We start from the raw sequence: 18,590 nt of genomic DNA on the forward strand, positions 1-18,590 counted from the left end.
GGCAAGCTCAGGAACCGGTGAAATGCCCTGGCCGGCGTTCGTTCAGGGCGCACAGGCCTTCTTTGGCGTCTTCGCTGGACATCACTTGCTGCATCAGTGCGGGTAACTGACGCGCGGCGGCCTCTTCACCTTCGCGCACCGCCTGACGCGCCGAGGCCAGCGTCGCCCTGACGCCCAGCGGGGCACGCTCGGCAATGCGCCCGGCCAGATGCAGCGCACAGGGCAGCAAGTCTTCATAGGCCATCACCTCCTGCACCAGGCCCATGCGCAGCGCCTCGTGGGCATCGAACTCATCGCCTGTCAGCAACCAGCGCATGGCATTGCCCCAGCCAGCGATCTGATGCATGCGCAGCGTTGCCCCGCCAAAGGCGAACAGGCCGCGTTGCACTTCTATCTGCGCGAAACGTGCGTTGCTCGCGCACAGGTTGATGTCGGCGGCCAGCATCAGCTCGATGCCCAGGGTCAGGCAGTAGCCTTGAGCCGCGACAATCACCGGTTTACTGACCCTGGGACCTGCGAAAACGCCCCACGGGTCGTAGCCGCCTTCGGGCACTTGCCAGCCATTGACCAGCGTCGAGCCGGTCTCGGCCAGGTCCAGCCCGGCGGTAAAGTGCTCGCCGTGGGCGAACACCACGGCGACCCGGGCCTGGTCGTTGCGCTCGAACTCGCCGTACGCCAGGCTGAGCTCGTTGAGCATTTGCATGTCGAACGCGTTGCGCTTGGCCACGCGATCCAGCCCGATGAGCATGATGGCGCCGCGTTGTTCCCGGCTGACGTGGCCTTTGATCGAAGCGGTCATGTCCGAATTTCCTGGGTGCTGAGTAGGAGAGGAGGGTGGACTGCCTGACTGATGAGGTGAATCGTTTAAGCCCCCGCCGCCAGTAATACCGGGCAATTGAAAAATAGACACTGACACAGGTTTGCGCAAAGCCTGTGACAGTTGGACGCAAGCGCTTATCGTGCTGAAAAAAAAGCTCACTTTTTTCAGCAATTCCGGTATAGTGCGCGCCGGCCTTTCATAGGGCCCTCGTCACGGTATGGGTTTGTGAAGCCTTCTTCCCAAACTGGTTCGCATGCGGACTATCCTTGACGATCCATTCATTAATACGTTTTCGCAAATCCCCGCCGACAAAGCAGCCAGGGTGACTCTAGGGTCTTACACGGCACGCGCAGCTTTGAAGCATGGGTCTTTGCGGATGCACTCAGAGGCAGACCCATGACCCAGGAATCCGGCGGCTTCGCCGCTCTCGACCTTCATCCGAATATTGTTGCAGCCGTTATCGCTACCGGCTACGAAGAGCCTTCGGCCATTCAGCAGCAATCGATCCCGATCATTCTTGCCGGTCACGACATGATTGGTCAGGCGCAGACAGGTACCGGTAAAACCGCAGCCTTCGCCCTGCCTATCCTGAGCCGTATCGACCCGACGAAACGCGAGCCGCAGGCGCTGATCCTCGCCCCGACCCGCGAACTGGCCCTGCAAGTGGCTACCGCTTTCGAAACCTACGCCAAGCAGATGCCTGGTGTGACCGTTGTGGCTGTCTACGGCGGCGCGCCGATGGGCCCACAACTGAAAGCCATCCGTAATGGCGCCCAGATCGTCGTCGCAACTCCAGGCCGCCTGTGCGACCACCTGCGTCGCGACGAAAAAGTCCTGGCGACCGTGAACCACCTGGTTCTCGACGAAGCCGACGAAATGCTCAAGCTGGGCTTCATGGATGACCTGGAAGTCATCTTCAAGGCCATGCCGGAAACCCGTCAGACCGTCCTGTTCTCGGCCACCCTGCCGCAGTCGATCCGTGCGATCGCCGAGCGTCACCTGAAGGACCCGAAACACGTCAAGATCCAGAGCAAGACCCAGACCGTTACCGCGATCGAGCAGGCTCACCTGCTGGTTCACGCTGACCAGAAGACCTCTGCGGTTCTGAGCCTGCTGGAAGTCGAGGATTTCGACGCCCTGATCATGTTCGTGCGCACCAAGCAGGCCACCCTGGATTTGGCCAGCGCCCTGGAAGCCAAAGGCTACAAGGCCGCTGCGCTGAACGGCGACATCGCCCAGAACCAGCGCGAGCGCGTCATCGACTCGCTCAAGGATGGCCGCCTGGACATCGTTGTGGCGACCGACGTTGCTGCACGTGGTCTGGACGTACCGCGCATCACCCACGTGTTCAACGTGGACATGCCGTACGATCCTGAAGCCTACGTCCACCGTATCGGCCGTACCGGCCGTGCAGGTCGCGAAGGTCGTGCACTGCTGCTGGTAACGCCGCGTGAGCGTCGCATGCTGCAAGTGATCGAGCGCATGACCGGTCAGAAAATCGCCGAGGTCCGCCTGCCGGATGGCCAGGCCGTTCTCGATGCGCGCATCAAGAAACTGACCAACAGCCTGTCGCCGCTGGTTGCCGATGCCGAGTCGACTCACGGTGAGTTGCTTGATCGTCTGACCGCCGACATCGGCTGCACCCCGCGTGCTCTGGCTGCTGCTCTGCTGCGCAAGGCGACCAACGCTCAGGCGCTGACCCTGGCGGCGATCGAGAAAGAGCGTCCACTGGTGCCGAACAGCGCACCGCGTGGCGATCGTCCTGATCGTCCATCGGGTGACCGTCCTGATCGTGGTGACCGTGAGCGTCGTGCACCGGTGCCGTTGGCCGAAGGCCGTGCTCGTTGCCGTACCGCGCTGGGCGCGCGTGATGGTATCGCTGCCAAGAACCTGCTGGGCGCCATCCTCAACGAAGGTGGTCTGGCTCGCGAAGCAATCGGTCGCATCCAGGTGCGTGACAGCTTCAGCCTGGTAGAACTGCCGGAAGACGGCCTCGAGCGTCTGCTGGCCAAGCTCAAAGACACCCGCGTTGCCGGCAAGCAGCTGAAACTGCGTCGCTATCGTGAAGACTGATTCAGCATTGAGCTGATGGTCTGAACGAAAAAAATCCCCGACTGGTTCGGGGATTTTTTTTGCCCTGGATTTGATCGACAAGCAGCTATCCCTAGGGCGGGCCGGTTTTGCCAACGGGGGCGGGTTGGACATCGCTACCGCCGGCAAGCCGGACTGCTGCAAGTCTTGTGGGAGCCGGCTTGCTGGCGAAGGCGTCCTCAGCCAAACCGGTAGATATCCATGCCCAGCGCGCCCAGGGTGAAACCCTGATGCGCTGCACTGAATTGACCACCCGCGCCACGGGCGAAGTACAGCGGCAGCAGATGCTCGTCAGTGGGGTGATTGCGCGCCGCATGGGGCGCCTGGCGGCGATAGTCATGCAGCGCTTGTTCGTCGTTGGCGGCCAATTTCTCGACCATCCAGTCGCGGAACGCCAATGCCCAGGGCTCGATGCTTTCCGGGCCGGCGTGCCAGTCCAGCTCGCGCAGGTTGTGGGTGATGCTGCCTGAGCCGATCACCAGCACTTGTTCATGGCGCAGGCTTTCCAACGCCTGCCCCACCTGGGTCTGCAAGGCAGGGCCCATGCGAGTAGGCAGCGACAGCTGCACCACCGGAATGTCTGCCTGCGGGTACATCAGCGACAGAGGCACCCAGACCCCATGGTCGAACGGCCGGCGACTGTCCACGCGTGCGGGCAGATTGGCGGCTGCCAACAGGTCCATGACGTGTTGGGTCATTTCCGGCAGGCCGGGCGCCGGGTACTGCACGGCAAACAAGGCAGGTGGGAAGCCGCCGAAGTCATGCCAGGTTTCGGGCTGCGGATTACCATTGACCAGCAGTTCGTTGCTTTCCCAATGAGCCGAAACAATCACGATGGCCTTGGGTCGAGGCAGTTCGGCGGCCAGACGTGCCAACGCCGGACCGCTCTCGCCGGGTTCCAGCGCAAGCATGGGTGAGCCATGAGAAATGAACAGGCTAGGGAACATGGGAGGCGTCCTGAGCGTATAAGATGAGCAGCATGATCAGGCAGATCATTGATCTAAATCTAATATAAGTTTTAGTGCCGTTTGATCGAAATATCAGGAGCATTTATGGAGCCGCGGTTTTGGCATGAACGCTGGGCAATCAATCAGATTGGCTTTAATCAGGCCGAGGTGAATCCGTACCTTCAACAGTTCTGGCCGGAGCTGAATCTCAAGGCTGGGGAAAGGGTCCTGGTGCCGTTGTGCGGGAAAAGCATCGATATGCGCTGGCTCACTCAACAGGGCCTGCATGTGGTGGGCGTGGAGCTCTCCGAGAAGGCCGTGCAGGAGTTTTTCAGCGAAGCCGGGATCGAGCCAGAGATCGAGGAGCGCGGTCAGTTCAAGGTCTACCGCGTTGAGGCGTGCGAGCTCTGGTGCGGTGATTTCTTTGCGCTCAAGGCCAGGGACATTGGCAACTGCGCAGCGTTGTATGACCGTGCTGCCCTGATTGCATTGCCGGCCGACATGCGCTGGCGCTACGTTGAGCATCTCAAGCGCATCCTGCCGGCCGATTGCCGCGGGCTGTTGATCTCGCTGGATTACGAGCAGTCGGAAATCGACGGACCGCCGTTCTCGGTGCCTGAAGATGAGGTGATGCAGTTGCTGTCGCCTGAGTGGCGAGTGAAGCTAATAGCCGATTACGACGTGCTGGACCACAGCCGCAAGTTCAAGGACGCCGGGGCGAGCCGCCTGATCGAGTCGGCTTACCGGATGTTCCGGCGTTAATCCAAGGCCAAAGAAAAGGGCGACTCACGTCGCCCTTAGCTGGAACTGCCGGTGGATCAACCGCGACGACGCAGGGCCTCGATACGGTCTTCGAGCGCCGGATGGCTCATGAACAAGCCAGCCAAGCCGTGCTTCAGGCCGCCATTGATGCCGAAAGCGGTGAGGCTGTCGGGCATCTGTACCGGAACGCCCTGTTCCGAACGCAGGCGCTGTAGCGCGCTGATCATCGCGCCAGTGCCGGCCAGGCGAGCACCGGCATCGTCGGCGCGGTATTCACGCTTGCGCGAGAACCACATGACGATGGCGCTGGCCAGAAAGCCCAGGACGATCTCGGCGAAGATGGTCGCGATGTAATACGCGATACCCTGACCTTCTTCGTTCTTGAAGATCACCTTGTCGACGAAATTGCCGATGATCCGCGCAAAGAACATGACAAAGGTGTTCACCACGCCCTGAACCAGCGCCAGGGTGACCATGTCACCGTTGGCGACGTGGCCGATCTCGTGAGCCAGAACCGCTTTTACCTCATCGGGCGAAAAGCGCTCCAGCAGGCCTTGGCTGACTGCTACCAGCGCATCGTTCTTGTTCCAGCCGGTGGCGAAGGCGTTGGCCTCGTAAGCCGGGAAAATCCCGACTTCCGGCATTTTGATACCGGCTTCGCGGGCCAGTTGTTCCACGGTTTGCATCAGCCATTGTTCGTGGCGGGTGCGCGGTTGGGTGATGATCTGGGTACCGGTGCTCATCTTCGCCATCCACTTGGAGATGAACAGCGAGAACAGCGAACCGGCGAAACCAAATACGGCGCAGAAGATCAGCAGCTGATTGAGGTTCAGATCAACCCCGTTTCGCGCCATGAACCCATTGAAGCCAAACAGGCTCAGGGTGATGCTGGCAATCAGCACGACCGCAAGGTTAGTGGCCAAAAACAGCAAGATGCGCATCATGGTCTGGAATTTCTCCTCGTGAAGAATGTGTAACGTATTGCGGGGTATATAAGGTGATGTCGGCGGGTATTCAACCGGGCGACTATTTCAAACTGTGTCGTCTGTCGTCGCTTGGGCAATTATGGGCTATTGGCGGGAGGGGGTGGGTGGGGCTGAAACAGTATCGGCCCAATCCCGACTTACGCGGACGGTAGGAGTGAGCTTGCTCGCGATTGGATGTGCCAGGCACCGCAGTGGTGACTGATAAAACGCTATCGCGAGCAAGCTCACTCCTACAGAAGCAGCATTACTGCTTGTACGTCTTCAGGAAATTGCCGATGCGCCCGATCGCCTGCTCCAGATCGTCGACCCGAGGCAGCGTCACCACGCGGAAGTGGTCAGGCCATGGCCAGTTGAAGGCGGTACCCTGAACGATCAGCAGTTTTTCCGACAGCAGCAGGTCCAGGGCGAACTTCTCGTCGTTGTGGATCGGGCAGACTTTTGGGTCGATGCGAGGGAATGCATACAGCGCGCCCATCGGTTTCACGCAGCTGACGCCAGGGATGTCGTTGAGCAGCTCCCAGGTGCGGTTGCGTTGCTCCAATAGCCGGCCAGGCGGCAGGATCAGGTCGTTGATGCTTTGATAGCCACCCAGCGCAGTCTGGATAGCGTGCTGGCTCGGCACGTTGGCGCATAGCCGCATATTGGCCAGGATGTCGATGCCTTCGATGTAGCTCTGGGCATTGTGCTTGGGGCCGGAAATAGCGATCCAGCCGGAGCGGAAGCCGGCGACCCGGTAGGACTTGGACAGGCCGTTGAAGGTCAGGCACAGCAGGTCCGGCGCCAGCGAAGCGGTGCAGATGTGCACGGCGTCGTCATAGAGAATCTTGTCGTAGATCTCGTCGGAGAACACCACCAGGTTGTGCTGGCGAGCGATTTCCAGCATGCCCAGCAGCACTTCTCTGGAATACACGGCGCCAGTCGGGTTGTTCGGGTTGATGATCACCATGGCCTTGGTGTTCGGGGTGATCTTGGCCTTGATGTCGTCAAGGTCGGGCCACCAGTTGGCCTGCTCGTCGCACAGATAGTGCACCGGGTTGCCGCCGGACAGCGCCACGGCTGCGGTCCACAGCGGGTAGTCCGGAGCGGGCACCAGCACTTCGTCGCCATTGTTGAGCAGCGCCTGCATCGACATCACGATCAGTTCGGAAACGCCGTTGCCCAGGTAGATGTCTTCGATGCCAACACCTTCGACCTGCTTTTGCTGGTAGTACTGCATGACCGCCTTGCGCGCACTGAACAGGCCTTTTGAGTCGCTGTAGCCCTGTGCCATCGGCAGATTGCGGATCACGTCCTGGAGGATTTCGTCCGGCGCCTCGAAACCAAACGGCGCCGGGTTGCCGATGTTCAGCTTGAGGATGCGATGGCCTTCCTCTTCCAGGCGCTTGGCGTGCTTGAGCACTGGCCCGCGAATGTCATAGCAGACGTTGGCGAGCTTGTTCGATTTGCTGAACTGCATGGTGATTGATCCCGAAAATGGACGGTACGCTGTGTGCGAGCTGTATTCCGAAAAGGCGGACCGCTGGGTACGACGCCATAAAATGGGTTTGTGTGCGACAAACACGAGTGACAGACTGGCATCTAACGAAGGCGCAATCATACGTGCCACCCGATCCGTGGAAAAGACACAGATCGGGCTTTTTCAGTTGTGGAGGTGTACCTGTGGAAAAGCTGGAAAAAACCGTCGAAGAATGGAAACAGATGCTTGACCCGGAGCAGTACAACGTCTGCCGTCTGAAAGCCACCGAGCGCCCCTTCAGCGGCAAATACAACACCACCAAGACCGCTGGCGTCTACCATTGCATCTGCTGCAACGAGGCGCTGTTCGACTCAACCACCAAGTTCGATTCGGGCTGCGGCTGGCCAAGCTTCTACGCGCCGATAGAAGGCAGTGCGGTGGTCGAGGTGCGCGACGTCAGTCACGGCATGATCCGCACCGAAGTGGTCTGCTCCAAATGTGATGCACACCTGGGCCACGTATTTCCCGATGGCCCTCCGCCGACCGGCCTGCGCTATTGCATCAATTCGGTGTGCCTGGATTTGGTCCCGCGCGAAGGCTGACCAAGCCCGCCACGTATGCAGGGGTATCACCGTCGATAATTCAATGGCGCGCCAATCACTGGCGCGCTAACTTGGTCGCTTGACCCTTCCTGAGGCATCGCCATGAGCGACAACTTGCTGAACATCCCGGTGCAGACGATCAAAGGCGAGCAGAAGACCCTTGCCGATTACGCCGGCAAGGCCGTGCTGGTGGTCAACACCGCGAGCAAATGCGGGTTTACCCCTCAATACAAAGGCCTTGAAGCGCTGTGGCAGAGTTACAAGGATCAGGGGCTGGTGGTGCTGGGGTTCCCGTGCAATCAGTTCGGCAAACAGGAACCGGGCAACGAGGGCGCGATTTCCGAGTTTTGCGAGCTGAACTATGGCGTGAGTTTTCCTCTGTTCAAGAAGATCGATGTCAACGGTGGCGACGCGCACCCATTGTTCGTAGAACTGAAAAAACAGGCACCCGGTCTGCTGGGCTCCGAGCGTATCAAATGGAACTTCACCAAGTTCCTGATCGGCAGGGACGGCAAGCTGGTCAAGCGTTACGCGCCGCTGACCAAACCTGAAGAGCTGAAGTCGGATATCGAAGCGTTGTTGAAATAGCCAGGAGCCGCCTGTAGCAGCGCGGCTTGCCGGCGCTGGCGACGTTGATATCCCCGCCGCCGGCAAGTCGTACTGCTACAGAGCCCATGTCCTTCACGGTGTATGCGCGGCGGCTGTCCACTGATCCAGCATCGAGATCAGCTCTTCGCGCCGAAACGGCTTGGCCAGGTAGTCGTTCATGCCTGCGTTCCTGCAGTGTTCGCGCTCTTCAGGCATGGCGTTGGCGGTCAGGGCGATGATCGGCAGGTCCATCCATTTGCCGCTCTGGCGAATCAGCCTCGTCGCCTCATAACCGTCCATCACCGGCATGTTGCAGTCCATCAACACCAGGTCGAAATGGCTGCCTTCAAGCTGTTGCAGTGCCTCCCCGCCATGACTGCTGACCACCACCTCGCAGCCCAGTTTGCCGAGCATGCCCTTGGCCACCAGTTGATTCACCGGGTTGTCTTCGACCAGCAGGATGCGTGCCCGATGAGCGGCGGGCTGCTCACCCGACAGGCGATCGTCAGCCAGTGGTTCGTCGAGCTGCAGAATGCGTCTGAGCGCCTGGTGCAAGACCGTGCGTGACAAGGGTCGGGCCTGCTGCTGCAGTGGCGCCAGGGCCATGACCTGGTCGCTTGGCATGAAGTTGCCATAGGCCGTCACCAGAAGGATCGGAATCCGCGTAGCCGGGCGGATATCGGCAAGGCACTCGGGACAATCAGTGATCAGCAGGTCCGGTTGCTCGTCCGCTTGCCGGTCATCGGCCGAGAAATGCCGATACTCGATACCCCACTCGGGCAGCAAGCGGCTCAACAACTCGACCAAACCACTGCTGGCCGCACTGATCACGCCGATGCGACCTTTGAGCAGCGGCCACAGCGGCGCCGGGCTGTGGGCAGGGAGGGGCAGGTCGGCGTAGAAGCGGCTACCGACCCCGGCGGTGGATTCAATGCTCAATTGCCCGTTCATGGCTTCGCACAGGTTGTGAGTCAGGGTCAGACCCAGCCCCGTACCGCCATACTGCCGGGTGATGGCCGCTTCAGCCTGAGTGAATGGCTGAAAGATCTTTGCCTGTGCATCCTGGGCGATGCCGATGCCCGTGTCGCAGACCTCGATCCGTACATTGTCAGCGTGCTGACTCAGACGGATATCGACGCGCCCGGTCCGGGTGAACTTCAGGGCGTTGGACAACAGATTGCTGACGATCTGGCGGACTCGGGTCGGGTCACCCAGGATCAGCGCGGGGAAGCGAGGATCGATCAGGCAGGTCAACTCGACACTTGCCGCGGCGTTCTGTGACAACAGGTTGGCGGTGTCTTCGATCAGCGTGGCAAGGTCGAATGGAATGCGTTCGAGTTCCAACTGGCCGGCATCGAATTTGGACAGGTCGAGGATGTCGTTGAGCAGCTCTACCAACACCTTGCCCGAATCGTGGGCGATCGATAGCTGCTGACGTTGCTCGGCGCTCAGCGGGCCATCCAGCGACAGGGCGAGCATGCCCAGCAAGCCGTTCAGCGGCGTGCGGATTTCATGGCTCATGTGCGCCAGAAACGCCGAGCGTGCATGGGCCATGTCCAGCGCCGTGCTGCGGGCGATCTGCAGTTCTTCGTTGGACTGGCTCAGCCGTGCATTGCTCGTCTTGAGCTGGAGCGTGCGTGCGGAAACGATGTCCTCCAGCTCGTTCAAATGGTCGGTGAGGCGATTTTCCGCGTCCTGGCGGCGGCCGAATTCGGAGGCGACGTTATCGAACTGTTGGTTGGCGACCTGGACCAACACACCGATCTCGTCGTTTGCGTGACCGGGCGGGCAGGGCAAGGAGACTTGTTCGGGGCTGCGTGGATCGCGACTGGCCAGGGCCCGGATGACACCGGTCAGGGGTTTGGTCAGGGTCAGGTAGAACAGCCCCAGGAGAATGCCGGCCAGGAACAGGCTGCGGACAAAACCGTTGAGCAGGGTGATTTCCGCACGCTGCAGGAAATGGCTGCCGAACGCGAAGGTATCGACATCCACGTGCAGGGTGCCGATGGCCTCGCTGGGCCGGTGTTCCAGATGCAGCACGTCTTCAAACTGGCGGCTCTGGCCAAACAGCGCGTCACTGATCATCCGGTACGGGCTTTGCGAAAGCGGGCGCGACACGGCGGCCAGCAGGATGTCGTTATTGTCGGTCAGGCGTGCGGCGGTGACGGCAGGCGAGTGCAGCAGCCCCGACGTCAGCTCCTGGGCGAGTTCGGCGTCCAGGTTATAGGCGATTCTGGAGGCAGGATTGTGGCTGATTTGCAGCAGCGAGCGAATTTCACGATCGATGGAGGCGTCTTCGCTGGCATAATCGATCGCAATTTGAAACAGGCTGAGCAGTGTTCCCAGCAGGAAGCCGATCAGAACAGTCAAACGGGCCTGTTTGAACGACAGTCGGTGAGTGATCGGTATATCCATAAGGGCGCTTGATCCATGAGGCACTTGCACTTCTCGTGTCCTTCGCGGGCCAAGCATAGCTGATCGCACACCGGCTTTAACCAGTTAAATCAAGGAGACACTGTGGATTCTCGGTTGAACGCATTTCTGCAACGCGCTGAATCGGTTCTGGCGCGACTCGAGCCTTTGCTGCCGGCCGTACGCGAGCCGGTGGACTGGGATAAATCGCTGGCCGCGCGCTGGGTGCGCGAGGGTCGCGTGGGTTATTTGATGCCCCTGGAAGTGACCCTCGACATGCGCCTGTCGGACCTCATCGGTGTCGACCAGCAACGCGCGCAGCTGGGTCGCAACACCCAGCAATTCATTGACGGGCTGCCCGCCAACCATGCCTTGCTCTGGGGTTCGCGTGGCACCGGCAAATCCTCGCTGGTCCGCGCATTGTTGGCCGAGCACGCCAAGGCCGGCCTGCGTCTGATCGAGATCGAACGTGATCACCTCGGTGACCTGCCACGGGTGGTCGAGCAGCTGCAAAAACTGCCTCAACGCTTCGTGCTGTTTTGCGATGACCTGTCGTTCGACTCCGGCGAGGGCGATTACCGCGTGCTCAAGAGCGTGCTCGATGGCTCGCTGGAGCAGGCCCCGGACAACGTCTTGCTGTATGCCACCTCCAACCGTCGCCACCTGGTGCCGGAGAAGGAAAGCGACAACGCGCACTGGCAGCGTGGCGAGGACGGCGAGATTCACCCAAGCGAAGCGGTGGAGGACAAGATCGCCCTGTCCGACCGTTTTGGCTTGTGGCTGTCGTTCTACCCGTTCACTCAGGAACACTTCCTGGATGTGGTGGAGCACTGGGTCGGTGAGCTGGCGGCCAAGGCCGGGTTGCAGTGGCAGCGCGACGCGGAACTGGACATCCTCGCTGTGCGCTGGGCGACCGGCCGTGGCAACCGCAATGGCCGCTGTGCCTATCAATTCGCCCGTTACTGGGTGGGCCTGAAAATGCTGGAGCAACAACCATGATCGATTTGAATGCAGCCGGCGAAGGCCTGGACGGTTACCGCCTGTTAACGGCGCAGCTGCAATCGCTGCTGGCGGACGAGCGTGACTTCATCGCCAACGCCGCGCAGTTTTCAGCCTTCCTTTATAGCCAGCTGGATGACCTGAACTGGGCCGGTTTCTACCTCAATCGCAACGAGGAGCTGGTGCTGGGCCCTTTCCAGGGGCAGATCGCCTGCGTGCGCATTCCTTTTGGCAAAGGCGTTTGCGGAACGGCGGCGCAGAGCCGGCAGACCCAGCGCGTTGTGGATGTGCACGAGTTCCCGGGACATATTGCCTGTGACAGCGCGTCCAACAGCGAACTGGTCGTGCCGTTGGTCAAGGATGGGCGTTTGATTGCTGTGCTGGACCTGGACAGCCCGAGTCTGGCGCGCTTCAGCGAAGCGGATCAGGCAGGGATCGAGCAACTGGTGGCGATTTTCCTGAGCGCCACCGATTGCTGAATCAACGGTGGTGGCGGGGTGAGCGGCGGGTCTTTCGTCTGCGCTGATCTGTGTGTAGCTGCACGGTTTGCCGGCGGTGGCGTCAGTATGATCGCTACCGCCGGCGAGCCGAGCTGTTACACAACCAAATCCGTTCTGAGCAAGCCATTAATCGTAGATGGCTTTCTTTTTCCATTGGGCATCAGCGTCGTCCGCTTTCAGGCCTTCGGTCAGCTCGTTATGGTCGTCTTCGGTAGGCGCGATGGTGTCCAGTACCATGGCATTGGCGCGCGCCAGTTGGCGTTCCATTGCCTGCAAGTGGGTTTTCCACGGAGCCGGTTCAGCCTGGTTTTTCAGGTAATGAACGCCCCGTTCGAAGGCAAGTCGTGCCTGGCCGGGCTGCTCCTGGTTCAGCGCCTGCTGGCCCAGATTATTGAAGAACTCGATGTGCAGGGTCACCAGCATGTTGCGGATTTCGCGTATCCAGTGCTTGGCTTCGGCGGTCTGCAGGAAGCCGTCATGGGCGGCGCGGGTGATCTGGCCGTGCATCGCCTCCAGCAGAAACCGCACGTCCTTGGCCTTGGCCTCGGTCTGGATAGGGCTGACCGGATTGCTGATCTTGATGTTCTCGCCCTGGGCAATCAGTGCTTCGAGTTCGCTTTCGCGTTCCTGGATGCCTGAATTGCTTCTTCTTTCCAGCGTGACCAGGCGTTTGATCACGTTCAGTTCCAGGCGCACAAGCAGCAGCTTGAGGGCCGGGCTCATCAGTTGGCCGGGGAAGGTCTCGGACAATTCACTGCAGCGACGAAGGCGGTCATTGAGTTCAACCAATGTGCGGGCGCGCTCTACCTTCTTGTTCTCGGCTACGTGGTTCAGATACCCAATAGCAATCAGGAGTACGATGCCTGCTACGACCATCAGGGTGATAATGAGTGGTGTCACCGTAGATGCCTCAATCAAGTTATTTGCGCCGAGTGTAGTGGCTATGCACTATCGCGGGAAGGGTCGTGGTCAGCGCAGCTATTAATAGCTGCAGGTCTCAACTACTCCTTATCGGCCATCAGTGACTGAAATAGAGGGCGAAGTCATTGATTTGAATAAATTTTCATTGGGGGGTTGACGACCTGTCCAACCATCCATAGAATGCGCGCCACTTGCAGCGTAAAGCACACAGCGAAGCGCAGCAGGGAGTGAATGTTGTAGCGTGTCCCCTTCGTCTAGTGGCCTAGGACACCGCCCTTTCACGGCGGTAACAGGGGTTCGAGTCCCCTAGGGGACGCCATATTGCGGGAATAGCTCAGTTGGTAGAGCACGACCTTGCCAAGGTCGGGGTCGCGAGTTCGAGTCTCGTTTCCCGCTCCAATTTTAAGCAGCTTGGCCTTTGGGCGAAGTTGAGTGAAACCAGAAAACATCTTCGGATGTGATTCTGGAACTGGAACACACACCATGGTGTTTCAGGCAGTGTCCCCTTCGTCTAGTGGCCTAGGACACCGCCCTTTCACGGCGGTAACAGGGGTTCGAGTCCCCTAGGGGACGCCATATTGCGGGAATAGCTCAGTTGGTAGAGCACGACCTTGCCAAGGTCGGGGTCGCGAGTTCGAGTCTCGTTTCCCGCTCCAAATTCACAAAAACGCCGCTCATCAGAGCGGCGTTTTTGTTTGTGCGCGTTTTTTTCCTTGCTTCGTCGCGTCAGGGTTGCTGACTCGCAGGTGAGCCTGACGCCTGAGTCAGACTCACCTCGCTGCGACTAGCCCTTGAGCAGATTCAACAATGCATCGGCGTCCAGTTTTGCGCTGATTTCCCCACCCTCCAGCAGGCTGTCGGCCAGGTCGCGTTTGCGACCATGCAGGGCGACGATCTGCTCCTCGATGCTGTTTTCAGTGACCAGCCGGTAAACAGTCACCGGCCGCTGCTGGCCCATGCGGTGAGCGCGATCGCTGGCCTGATCTTCCACCGCCGGGTTCCACCACGGGTCCAGATGGATCACGTAGTCAGCCTCGGTCAGGTTAAGACCGCTGCCGCCAGCCTTGAGGCTGATCAGAAAGATGTCGCCCACCCCGGCCTGGAACGCATTGACCCGGTTCTGCCGTTCCTTGGGCGGCGTCGAGCCATCCAGATACTGATAGGCAATGCCCTGTTGATCGAGCCATGCGCGGACGATGCTCAAATGATCGACGAACTGGCTGAAAACCAACGCCTTGTGGCGGTTTTCCAGCAGCTCCTCGACGATCGCAGAAAACGCCTGGAGTTTGCTGCCCGGCAGTGTCGAGCCGGGCAGGACCAGTGACGGATGACAGCAGAAGCGTCGCAGCCGGGTGATTTCCGCCAGCACCTGCATGGATTTGCCCGCCTGCGGATCAAGTCGCGAAAGGTGGTAGACCGCTTGCTGGCGCAGCGCCTCGTACTGATGCGCTTCCTCCTCCGACAACGGCACCTTGTAGGTAATCTCGGTACGTGCGGGCAGTTCTTCGAGCACCTGGCTTTTCAGGCGCCGCAGGATAAACGGCTGGATCAGTGCCTTGAGCGCTCGCCGGGCTGGCGCATCGCCTTGCTCTATGGGCGTGGCGAAGCGGCTGGCGAAACTTTCCTGGCTGCCGAGCAGGCCGGGATTGATAAAACGGAACAGGTTCCACAACTCACCGAGATGGTTTTCCAGCGGGGTACCGGTGGCGACCATGCGAAAATCGGCCTTGAGCCCCATGACCGCCTGCGAGCGCTTGGTCTGGGCATTCTTGATCGCTTGAGCTTCGTCCAGCACCACGCTGCTCCAATGCTCTGCGTCGAACGCTGCGCTGTCTTGCTGCAGCAAACCGTAGCTGACGATCACCAGATCACCGGGGCCCAGGTTTGCCAGGCTGCGCTGTTGCTGATAGACCCGCACGTTCAGGCTCGGGGCAAAACGGGTACTTTCCGCCTGCCAGTTGAGGGTGACCGATGTCGGCGCGACAACCAGCTGCGGCCCCTTGGCGGCGCGATCCAGCAGCAGGGCCAGGGTCTGCACGGTCTTGCCCAGACCCATGTCGTCCGCCAGGCAAGCGCCGACACCCCATTGCGCCAGGCGCGCCAGCCATGCGAAGCCGTCGAGTTGGTAATCGCGCAATTCAGCCTGCAGGGTGCCGGGCACTTGAGGCTGGTAGCTGCGCAGCGATTGCAGTTTTTCCAGTTGCGTGTGCCAGGCTGCGTCGGCTTCGAATTCGCCGACCTCCTCGGCGAGGCTGGCGAGCAGCGGCGTGGTGAGCGGGCTCAGACGCAACCCCTGATCGTTGACCCGGTCCGCCAGATGCGCCAATTCATCCAGGCGCCTGCGCAGGCTGTCGTCGAGGGCCAGCCAGTCGCGCTCGTTGAGTTTCAGGAAGCGTCCGGGACTGGCCTTGAGCAGTTCCAGCAATTGCCGCAGCTGCAGCACCTTGCCATCGTCCAGGGTGATATTGCCTTGCAGGACGAACCACTCGCCTTGCTGGCGCAGCCCCAGATTGAGCTGGCTCAGGCCGGGGCGAGCCTTGATGCGCATGCGTTCGCCTTCGGGCCAGATGCAGTGCAGCTGTTCGCCATCGAGCGCATGCAATTCGCTGAGCAACTGCAGCGCATGCTGGGGCTGGTCCAGTTGCCATTCCTGACCGTCGCTGTCAGCGTTGGCCAGCCCCGGGCAACTTTGCAGCACCTGTTGCAGAGCCTGTCGTTCACCCGCCAGATCACGGCTGACCTGCAGCGGCTTGCCGTCGCGTTCGCCCAGCAGGTTTTCAGCGCCATGGCCTGGGCGAAACCAGCTGCCCTCGGCCAGCGGACGCACCAACAACTGCAGGCGCACGCCCTCGGCCAGAGGCAGCAGGTGGGCGTAGAGGCGGGTGTCGGCGGGTTCGGTGTCCAGGTGCCCGATCAGTTCGGGAATGTCCGAATGGATCGGCAAAAGCGGTGCGATCGCGCTCACGGCGTCAAGCAGTTGCGCCTTGGCTGATTCTGGCACGCTCAGCCCCGTGCCGACGATTTCGGCGATTTTTCGCAGCTCGCGCCCGACCGTGTAGACCTGCAGGCGAGTGGGGGTTTCCTTGTGCACGTAGATCTCGTCAGCGCCGAGAATGCCAGGCGGCTCCAGGCGCACGCGAATATGCCCGGCCAGTGCTTCGAGGCGCAGGGAGGCCTGGCCTGCTTGCAGATCGATCCGCACCTCAGGCGCGTCCTGCCAGTACAGCGCCGGATGGCCGACCAGCCGCGGCAGGGCCAGGGCTGCGGGCAGATCGTAATCAGCGCTGGAGTGATGGTAGTAGCTGATCTGGATCGAGCTGATGGTCTGGCGGTCCTGCTCGCAGAGAAAATCCATGAGCTCGCTGTCATCCAGCAGACGTTTGAGCGCCACTGTGCGGCCCTTGCTCCACTGTCCCTTGGCATTACGTTTCTGCTCGCGGGGCTCGACCTCGCGGTGATAGGAACTGAGCGAAATCAGCCAGGCCAGGCGGGTGTTCTTCTCGTCGCCAGCAGGGGACGCCAGCGCTTTGCCCGGCCTGAGTTGGCTCAGGGCGTTCAGCGCATGCTCCCAGGCTTGCTGGCGTCGACAAAGGGTAGCCAGCGGCTGCAAACCGGCACTTTGGTGCACCTCGGCCAATAGTCGAGGCAGACCGAACTGCATCGATATCAGCGCGTCGAACTCCGCCGCCAGCCAGGTATAGCCGTCGCCGATGAGCTCATCCCGGTAGTCCTGCAAGGTGGTCCGCCATTGATCCTGGCGCGCTTGCGGGGCGTCCAGCCAGTACAGGCCCAGAGCCAGCAGCAAGCCGTCCAGGCCATTGAGTTTGTCTGGCATGAAGGATGAGGACAGCGATGACCTCTCTCCCTGCAACTGTTCGAGCAGGTGGTAGAGCACCGTGTAAGCGGCGCCGTAACTTTCCTTCATGCCCAGGGTTACGGCCTGCTTGAGCTGCGCGCGTTGCTTTGGGTCGTTCTCACCCAACAGCGCCAGGCAGTACAGCGCGTTGAGTACCGGCGGCAGATCGATCTTGCGCTTCTTGGACAGTCGCCGCGTCTCGGCGAGCCAGGCGCGCAGGAACAGCAGCGTCTCGTTCACCTGGCCGCTCAACAACAGGTGGATGGTCTGGTGCAGCAGTTCCAGATCATCCGAGGCCAGGAACTGCAGGGTGACCCAGTCGCCGCGCCACAGTGCCTGAAGCGACAACTCCAGCCCCAGCACCAGGGATGGCCGTGCTTCCATCTCGCGCAAGGCCAGCGCGTAGCTGTGACCGGCCGGGCCCAGCCAGGTATTGAGCAGGTTCAGGTGGTTGTCTACCAGCATCGCTCGCGCCACGTCGTCGAGCCGGGCGAAAACTTCCAGCCCCTCTGGATCGGCCTGGAGCAGTTGCATGGGATGGGGGGCAGAGTTGCTTGTGTGGGAGAAGATATAGCTGGCCAGCCGCAGCGATTGCTCAAGACGCGCCGTGGCACCCTGTAGCAGACTCAGCCAGAGATCTTGCAAAATCCGTGACCGAGACGGCGTCTGCCACTCGCTGAGGTAGGGCAGGCTGGTGTCGATTTCACTCAACCAGTGCTCGCAGTCCGGCGCCTGCAGCAGGCTCAGTATCACGCGATTGCGTCGCTGCGGCGTGACACACAAGTACTGCCCTTCAGGGCGCTGCTCCAGCTCGATCCACTCTTGGCGCTGCAGCCGCTCGAGGATGACGCCCAGGTCGTCGGTCTCCATCACCTTGCCGTCGGAATCGGCGACACCCACCGTGCGCAGCAATTTGAGCAGCGACGTCTTGCCCTTGCCGGGAAACGACGTCACCAACCCGTACAGGACTGCCAGGCAGTCATCGGGCAGGTCGTCGGGGGTGTTTGACTCAAAGGGCATGCTGGACCTCAAAAGGCGTTCGCCGGTCTGCGATGAGACTGTCTCATCTCCAGGCAAAGCCCGCATTTTTCACGACCCCGCCTGGCTTGTCGACCTTTGATAGCGTTCACGGGGTTCGCTGGCGCTTCGCCCCGGTTCGCGAGCAGCTGGCTCCTACGCCCTGCGGACAGAAACAGGGAGGGTTCGCAGTCCTTTTTTCGATTCAAGTCGAATCGCCGAATCAGTCACATTTTTGTCTCTGACCGAGTCGCGGAATCACTCACATTTTTGTTTCTGACCGAATCGCAGAATCACTGGGGCTGTTGATTCTGGCCGGAGGGCGGAAGCGGGATTGCGCCGTGGCCGATGCGGTTGGTCGTTCGTAGGAGCGGGCTTGCCCCGCGAGCTGCCGGGCACCGGCAGTAAAATCAGGCCCCTTGGCCGTGTCAGGTACCCCACGTTGGCAGGGTTTGCTGCCGCTTCGCGCCAGTTCGCGAGCAAGCTTGCTCCTACGCCCTCCGGGCAGAGGCGGGATGGTGCGCAGCCCTGAATCTCTGATTCTGGCCGAGTCGCGGAATCACTCACATTTTTGTTTCTGACCGAATCGCGGAATCATTGGGGCTGTTGATTCTGGCCGGAGGGCAGAAGCGG

Annotated in this window: 13 protein-coding genes and 4 tRNA genes; 10 read left to right on the top strand and 7 right to left on the bottom strand. The window is 60.7% G+C overall.

Annotated elements, in window-relative coordinates:
* Positions 1–7: 7 nt before the first annotated feature.
* Positions 8–799: a crotonase/enoyl-CoA hydratase family protein gene (locus tag ACI2KS_RS22450; protein ID WP_404623207.1), complete on the bottom strand. Its 792-nt coding sequence runs from the start codon at positions 797–799 to the stop codon at positions 8–10.
* Between the two features lie 417 nt (positions 800–1,216).
* Here ACI2KS_RS22450 and ACI2KS_RS22455 point away from each other — a divergent pair, with 417 nt between their 5' ends.
* Positions 1,217–2,893 (top strand): DEAD/DEAH box helicase, encoded by a 1,677-nt coding sequence (locus ACI2KS_RS22455; protein WP_404623208.1) that lies wholly within the window; start codon positions 1,217–1,219, stop codon positions 2,891–2,893.
* 197 nt (positions 2,894–3,090) lie between these two features.
* Here ACI2KS_RS22455 and ACI2KS_RS22460 read toward each other — a convergent pair whose 3' ends face one another.
* Positions 3,091–3,858: a DODA-type extradiol aromatic ring-opening family dioxygenase gene (locus tag ACI2KS_RS22460; RefSeq protein WP_404623209.1), complete on the bottom strand. Its 768-nt coding sequence runs from the start codon at positions 3,856–3,858 to the stop codon at positions 3,091–3,093.
* Positions 3,859–3,963: 105 nt separating this feature from the next.
* On the opposite strand from ACI2KS_RS22460, the gene ACI2KS_RS22465 reads away from it, so the two are divergent.
* Positions 3,964–4,620 carry a thiopurine S-methyltransferase gene (locus tag ACI2KS_RS22465; RefSeq protein ID WP_404623210.1) on the top strand — a complete coding sequence of 219 codons (657 nt, stop codon included), beginning with the start codon at positions 3,964–3,966 and terminating at the stop codon, positions 4,618–4,620.
* 56 nt (positions 4,621–4,676) lie between these two features.
* Here the strand turns inward: ACI2KS_RS22465 and htpX are convergent, their stop codons facing one another.
* The gene (htpX, locus tag ACI2KS_RS22470; protein WP_404623211.1) at positions 4,677–5,564 is read right to left on the bottom strand and encodes a protease HtpX; all 888 of its coding nucleotides are present in this window, start codon (positions 5,562–5,564) and stop codon (positions 4,677–4,679) included.
* A gap of 286 nt (positions 5,565–5,850) precedes the next feature.
* A complete protein-coding gene (locus tag ACI2KS_RS22475; RefSeq protein WP_331101954.1) occupies positions 5,851–7,062 on the bottom strand; it encodes a pyridoxal phosphate-dependent aminotransferase in 1,212 nt (403 codons plus the stop codon).
* Positions 7,063–7,265: 203 nt separating this feature from the next.
* Between ACI2KS_RS22475 and msrB the strand changes: the two genes are divergently transcribed.
* Together msrB and ACI2KS_RS22485 are read left to right on the top strand one after the other, a co-directional pair.
* The gene (msrB, locus tag ACI2KS_RS22480; protein WP_404623212.1) at positions 7,266–7,664 is read left to right on the top strand and encodes a peptide-methionine (R)-S-oxide reductase MsrB; all 399 of its coding nucleotides are present in this window, start codon (positions 7,266–7,268) and stop codon (positions 7,662–7,664) included.
* Positions 7,665–7,766: 102 nt separating this feature from the next.
* Positions 7,767–8,252, top strand: coding sequence for a glutathione peroxidase (locus tag ACI2KS_RS22485; RefSeq protein WP_404623213.1), 486 nt, complete (start codon positions 7,767–7,769; stop codon positions 8,250–8,252).
* 93 nt (positions 8,253–8,345) lie between these two features.
* Here ACI2KS_RS22485 and ACI2KS_RS22490 read toward each other — a convergent pair whose 3' ends face one another.
* Positions 8,346–10,667: an ATP-binding protein gene (locus tag ACI2KS_RS22490; protein WP_404623214.1), complete on the bottom strand. Its 2,322-nt coding sequence runs from the start codon at positions 10,665–10,667 to the stop codon at positions 8,346–8,348.
* Positions 10,668–10,769: 102 nt separating this feature from the next.
* Between ACI2KS_RS22490 and ACI2KS_RS22495 the strand changes: the two genes are divergently transcribed.
* Together ACI2KS_RS22495 and ACI2KS_RS22500 are read left to right on the top strand one after the other, a co-directional pair.
* Positions 10,770–11,663 (top strand): ATP-binding protein, encoded by an 894-nt coding sequence (locus ACI2KS_RS22495; RefSeq protein ID WP_404623215.1) that lies wholly within the window; start codon positions 10,770–10,772, stop codon positions 11,661–11,663.
* Positions 11,660–12,142, top strand: coding sequence for a GAF domain-containing protein (locus ACI2KS_RS22500; RefSeq protein ID WP_404623216.1), 483 nt, complete (start codon positions 11,660–11,662; stop codon positions 12,140–12,142). Before ACI2KS_RS22495 ends, ACI2KS_RS22500 begins: the two co-directional genes overlap by 4 nt.
* Before the next feature lie 147 nt (positions 12,143–12,289).
* Here ACI2KS_RS22500 and ACI2KS_RS22505 read toward each other — a convergent pair whose 3' ends face one another.
* Complete coding sequence (locus tag ACI2KS_RS22505) at positions 12,290–13,063, bottom strand: hypothetical protein (RefSeq protein WP_404623217.1); 774 nt, start codon at positions 13,061–13,063, stop codon at positions 12,290–12,292.
* Positions 13,064–13,327: 264 nt separating this feature from the next.
* Between ACI2KS_RS22505 and ACI2KS_RS22510 the strand changes: the two genes are divergently transcribed.
* The 4 genes from ACI2KS_RS22510 to ACI2KS_RS22525 all read left to right on the top strand — a co-directional run bounded on the left by ACI2KS_RS22510 (position 13,328) and on the right by ACI2KS_RS22525 (position 13,740).
* Positions 13,328–13,403: transfer RNA gene (locus ACI2KS_RS22510), tRNA-Glu, on the top strand.
* Positions 13,404–13,407: 4 nt separating this feature from the next.
* Positions 13,408–13,483 (top strand) — tRNA-Gly (locus ACI2KS_RS22515).
* A 101-nt stretch (positions 13,484–13,584) separates the two neighbouring features.
* Positions 13,585–13,660, top strand: a tRNA-Glu gene (locus ACI2KS_RS22520).
* Positions 13,661–13,664: 4 nt separating this feature from the next.
* Positions 13,665–13,740 (top strand) — tRNA-Gly (locus tag ACI2KS_RS22525).
* Positions 13,741–13,868: 128 nt separating this feature from the next.
* Here the strand turns inward: ACI2KS_RS22525 and ACI2KS_RS22530 are convergent.
* Positions 13,869–17,960, bottom strand: coding sequence for a DEAD/DEAH box helicase (locus ACI2KS_RS22530; protein ID WP_404623218.1), 4,092 nt, complete (start codon positions 17,958–17,960; stop codon positions 13,869–13,871).
* Positions 17,961–18,590: the final 630 nt, after the last annotated feature.

Origin of the sequence: Pseudomonas sp. NPDC087358, assembly GCF_044900785.1 — a bacterium.
Classification (GTDB): domain Bacteria; phylum Pseudomonadota; class Gammaproteobacteria; order Pseudomonadales; family Pseudomonadaceae; genus Aquipseudomonas.